The sequence below is a fragment of the Ruegeria sp. BHSA163 genome (genome assembly GCF_059613365.1).
This window is the reverse complement of sequence record NZ_JBXWSJ010000115.1, coordinates 1-4,007: the sequence shown is the minus strand read 5'-3', so window position 1 is coordinate 4,007 and position 4,007 is coordinate 1. Positions and strand designations below refer to the sequence as shown.

The 4,007-nt window shown below is 51.7% G+C and carries 3 protein-coding genes and 1 pseudogene; 2 read left to right on the top strand and 2 right to left on the bottom strand.

Annotated features, from left to right (window positions below):
* The coding region (locus AC2FNV_RS23370) for a TRAFs-binding domain-containing protein (protein WP_496774709.1) at positions 1-1,629 on the bottom strand (1,629 nt) is incomplete at its 3' end.
* A gap of 845 nt (positions 1,630-2,474) precedes the next feature.
* Between AC2FNV_RS23370 and AC2FNV_RS23365 the strand changes: the two genes are divergently transcribed.
* Entirely contained in the window at positions 2,475-2,855 is a 381-nt protein-coding gene (locus AC2FNV_RS23365; protein WP_367648220.1) for a peroxiredoxin, read from the top strand.
* Between the two features lie 137 nt (positions 2,856-2,992).
* Here AC2FNV_RS23365 and AC2FNV_RS23360 read toward each other — a convergent pair whose 3' ends face one another.
* On the bottom strand, positions 2,993-3,307 hold the full coding sequence (locus AC2FNV_RS23360) for a hypothetical protein (protein ID WP_170608946.1): 315 nt from the start codon (positions 3,305-3,307) through the stop codon (positions 2,993-2,995).
* A 589-nt stretch (positions 3,308-3,896) separates the two neighbouring features.
* On the opposite strand from AC2FNV_RS23360, the pseudogene AC2FNV_RS23355 reads away from it, so the two are divergent.
* Positions 3,897-4,007 (top strand): annotated as a pseudogene (locus AC2FNV_RS23355) (IS6 family transposase); the annotation flags it as partial.

The following is a 4,007-nucleotide window of genomic DNA, read 5'->3' as shown; positions in this document are numbered from 1 at the left end:
GGGATATACCGGACCGGTATGGATACCGATCCGTATGTTTGTTTCCCGCGGAAGGCCTTTCGCCAACCAATCCGTTGTCCGAAGCGTATCCAGCAGGTTCATTGAAAAAACGCCGGCATCCACGGCGTTCGCGAAAACCAGAAAAAGCCCGTCGCCCCATGTATTCTGAAACAACGGGCGCTGCGGGCTGGTATTTAATATGTCGGCGATCTCGCCGAGAAATCTGACATAGGACAAGGTGCTCTCTTCGGAGAAGCCGGAGAAGCCCACCACATCGGCAAATATCATCGTTCGCACTTCCCGCATAGCGCTCTTCGCTCTGGTATTCGGGCCGTTGGCCGGCGATGTCGGGGATCCCCAGCTCATTTCAACGGTGTGAAAATACCTGGCTTTCCGTCGCATGGTGGATGGGAAGTGGTTGTCGAACATGCGGGCATCGTCGGCGACGGTGAACAGATGCAGATCCGCTTCTAGATAGCGTGTCCGCAACTGAGCATAGCCGCCTGCAAGCCGCCTCGCATAGCCATAGAGACTGCCGTCGCCATAATGCCCCTCGCGGGTCGCCACCTCGACCGAGTCCGCCCCGTCGACAACGCTGTGAAAACGAGCGATCCAATTTTCTCCGAAGACACCGATACAGGCGTCCGCAACTTCATCGCGTGAAAAGGGCAAGACGACATTTGTCTCCGCGCCGCGCGACTGCATTGCCTCAAGAAATAGGATCTCCGAGATACTCGAAACAGAGCAATAGGCAAAGCCGATATCCCGGTCCAACATAACCGCGCTCGGGCGACCCTCCAGCGTTTCGAATTCCTCCGAACCCGCGGCCGGTCCATTATTACCGACGCTGGCTCCTGTTACCGGTAGGAACGCCGCGACCGCGGGAATGGATACAACATCGATGAAATTGTCGGGCAAGCCCACGCAACGCTCAATTAGGCGCAGCTGCCTACGCATGCTGGCCAAATCGCCGAACTTTCCCTTGGCCATTTGTGCCGCCTTAGCGTAGAGTTTTTTTGCAGCGTCGTAGTCTTCTCTGAGCAGGAAAGTTTCACCGAGGGTCGCAACGCACCAATAGTCGGGGTTGGCAATGGCCTGACAGGTGCCCTCGATCCGCTTGGCTAACTCGCGGCTTCGTTTTCGATCGCCGATCGCAAACAGCATCGTGGCGGCATTGATGCCCGGAAAAAAATTTCCCGACAAGTCGAATGCTTGGAGGTAATGGCAAATGGACTCCTCACCGGCTGCCCGGCTTTCTTCGACGTTCGCGGATTTGGCCCAGCGATCTTTTGCGATCCGTCCGGCGAGGCTCAACATCTCGATAGACTGCTTTCGATCAGCGGCGGGACTGTGCAAAACTTGATCAAGTCGCGAGGAGGCCGCATCCAGCGAGCCGCTTCGCGCCAATGCGAGTGCCGCCAGATAGGTGAGTTCAATGTCTTCTGGAAAACTATTGATACCTGCCAAGAGGATATCATAGGCAAGAGCCAACAGCCCACGATCGATGGCCCCCTTGCCCAAAGCCCGACACTTTTCAGGCCCCTCCGACAACATTTTTTCAAGAGCCTGATCGGACGAGGCAATCTCGTATAAGCGGCCCAAATTCACGGATGCAGCGTTGGACCTCATCTAGTTTCTCCGAGTTCAATACAATCAAATCCTGCGAGTGGCTCAGCTATGGAGCCTTGCTGCACTATTCGTCTAAAAGCCAGCTTTCCCTTTTTCGGACGAATTTAGTCTACGGATCGTTTGACGGGTTTGCCAAGGGGTGCCACTGCCATGGCCGAAGTTGCGATCCGCAACTCGACCCAAAGGGAGATGTCAGAATAACTTGGCTTGAGCGGTCTTGTCATTTGTGGACGGCTCCTTTTTTGCAAGAGATTTCTTGAGCGACGTGCATCGAAGCAGGTTGCGGTCATTTGTCCGGCCTGTTGACGCGGTGCATGTGACCGCTGGCCTTGATGAAGTCCGCATGCCAGGTGCCGATCAGAAGATCGGACTTTAATGTCCAGACAAGACCTCGGGCTGTCCCGGCTGCGGTCCATCTTTCCGATCTTGTTTCCGGTAATACCGTACTGCTAACAACAACCTTCCACAAGCTGGAAGGTTGGGCACACAGCGATTTTTTGTGCGCGCGGGAAAAAAGCCAAGGCGAAACCTAAGGGATGTTTGATAGCCCAAAATAACCCTATTCGTGGGACGATTTCCGTGACTTATGACTAATTAATACAATAAAAACAATGATACTATTTGGATTCAAAATCCCCCGCCTTCACGGGCGTGAGAGTTCGAGTCTCTCCTTGGGCACCACAATAATCCTTTAAGTTTATTAATATCAGTGGGTTGTGTTGTAGTAGTCCTTATTAGACCCCCATATAGTCCCCCATACTATTTGTGGCGTATGAGTTACTTGATCTTATAGAATCGACAACAACGGATGTCCTAGATCGAATTAGTCCACCGTGAAGTTAACTGTGAGGCGGTCGGTACCCGATGGCTGGGATGGCATTCCTGGCGCACGCGGCTGTACGCTCCAATCCTGTGCTTTCCGCGATCACCATGCTGATTTGAAGGCGCTCGGCGTCACCCACCTTTTCGGTCTATCCACCCAATCCACAGAGTATCAGTCCGAAGCTGCAGACCGTATGCATTTGCCATTCCCGTTGTTGTCCGACGGAGAGCTGAACTTCACCAAGACCCATCAGCTTCCAACTTTTGATGTTGAGGGTATGACGCTTCTGAAGCGGATGGCGCTGATAGTGATTGACGGGAAGATCGTGAAAACATTTTATCCAGTGTTCCCACCAGACAGGAACGCCGATGACGTTTTGGATTGGGTGAAGTCGCAAAGCTGACACTCGTGCGCTCCGCGGCATTTGAACAAAAGGGCTCGCCCCGGTCATTCGCTGCATTCTGCGTGAACGATTGCTATGCGAACAAATCAGCCGACAAAACACGACTTTTTCTGTTTTTGGCCAAGTTCACGAATCTTTCAGTAGTTCCTAGTGCTACCGTTCGCATCAAGTTCCGACAGCGTCATGCCACCGCATACATTTTCTGACGGCCCGCTAAGGTTGCCGTCAGAATCATACATTGCGGTTATGCTGTTTGATCCTTGCGATTGATAGACAACAGAACCATCTTCGCCTGTTCCCGCTAAGTACAAAACGACCGTTCCGTCTGGAAGGCCACCTGAACCGGAATATGGACAAATTAATAAGTCCGGATGTTTATCAGAAATTGTTCCAGCTAGGGCATTTATTGGCACGAGTAGAACCACCGCCACAATCGAACCCAAAGACTTCATAATAGCGATCCTTACCACTTTAGGTTTGGCGTCCCAAGAACAGGACCCCATTAGGGCATAGAAAAACGTTGAATCGTCACGGAATCAAGCGCTTTGCTACTTTTCATGCTGCTCGCAGTAACGCTTCTCGATTTTTTGACTGATCCAAAACCTCTGGAGAACAACTAGTTCCAACACGAACATTCAATTCTGTTCTGCACGTGAAACTGATATTAAGCAGACTTCGCATTGCGTTTCAGTGCTTCCAAACTGTGTTTCCCGAAAAAATCGGTGAACGTACATTGTCAAGTTTCACGGACCAAACACTGTCGATCCTGGATCGGCGCTATCCTTGGTTGGAACCTCCGACAAATTCATAGCTTCCGCCCGCGACGCTAAATCAAGCCGCTCACGAATGACGCTTAGATGTACTGTTGCTGAATACTATCGAGTAGCTGGACGCCGGGCACAATGTTAGCTTAGTGGCCTTTTTATCCGGCAAACTTGATTTGGCTCAAAGTCTGATTGGTTTGTCAGCGTAGACTAACTCATGGGTCTTGTCAGAAGAACTTTGCTTGAGCAGGGCAGGGCGGTTGCGTAGCGTTTAGGAATGACCAAACCTGCCTCTTTCAAGTACTTCAAAACCAGTCCCGAGATCATCCGCCTGGCGGTGATGCTTTATGTCCGATTTCCGCTTTCGCTTCGAAATGTCGAAGATCTG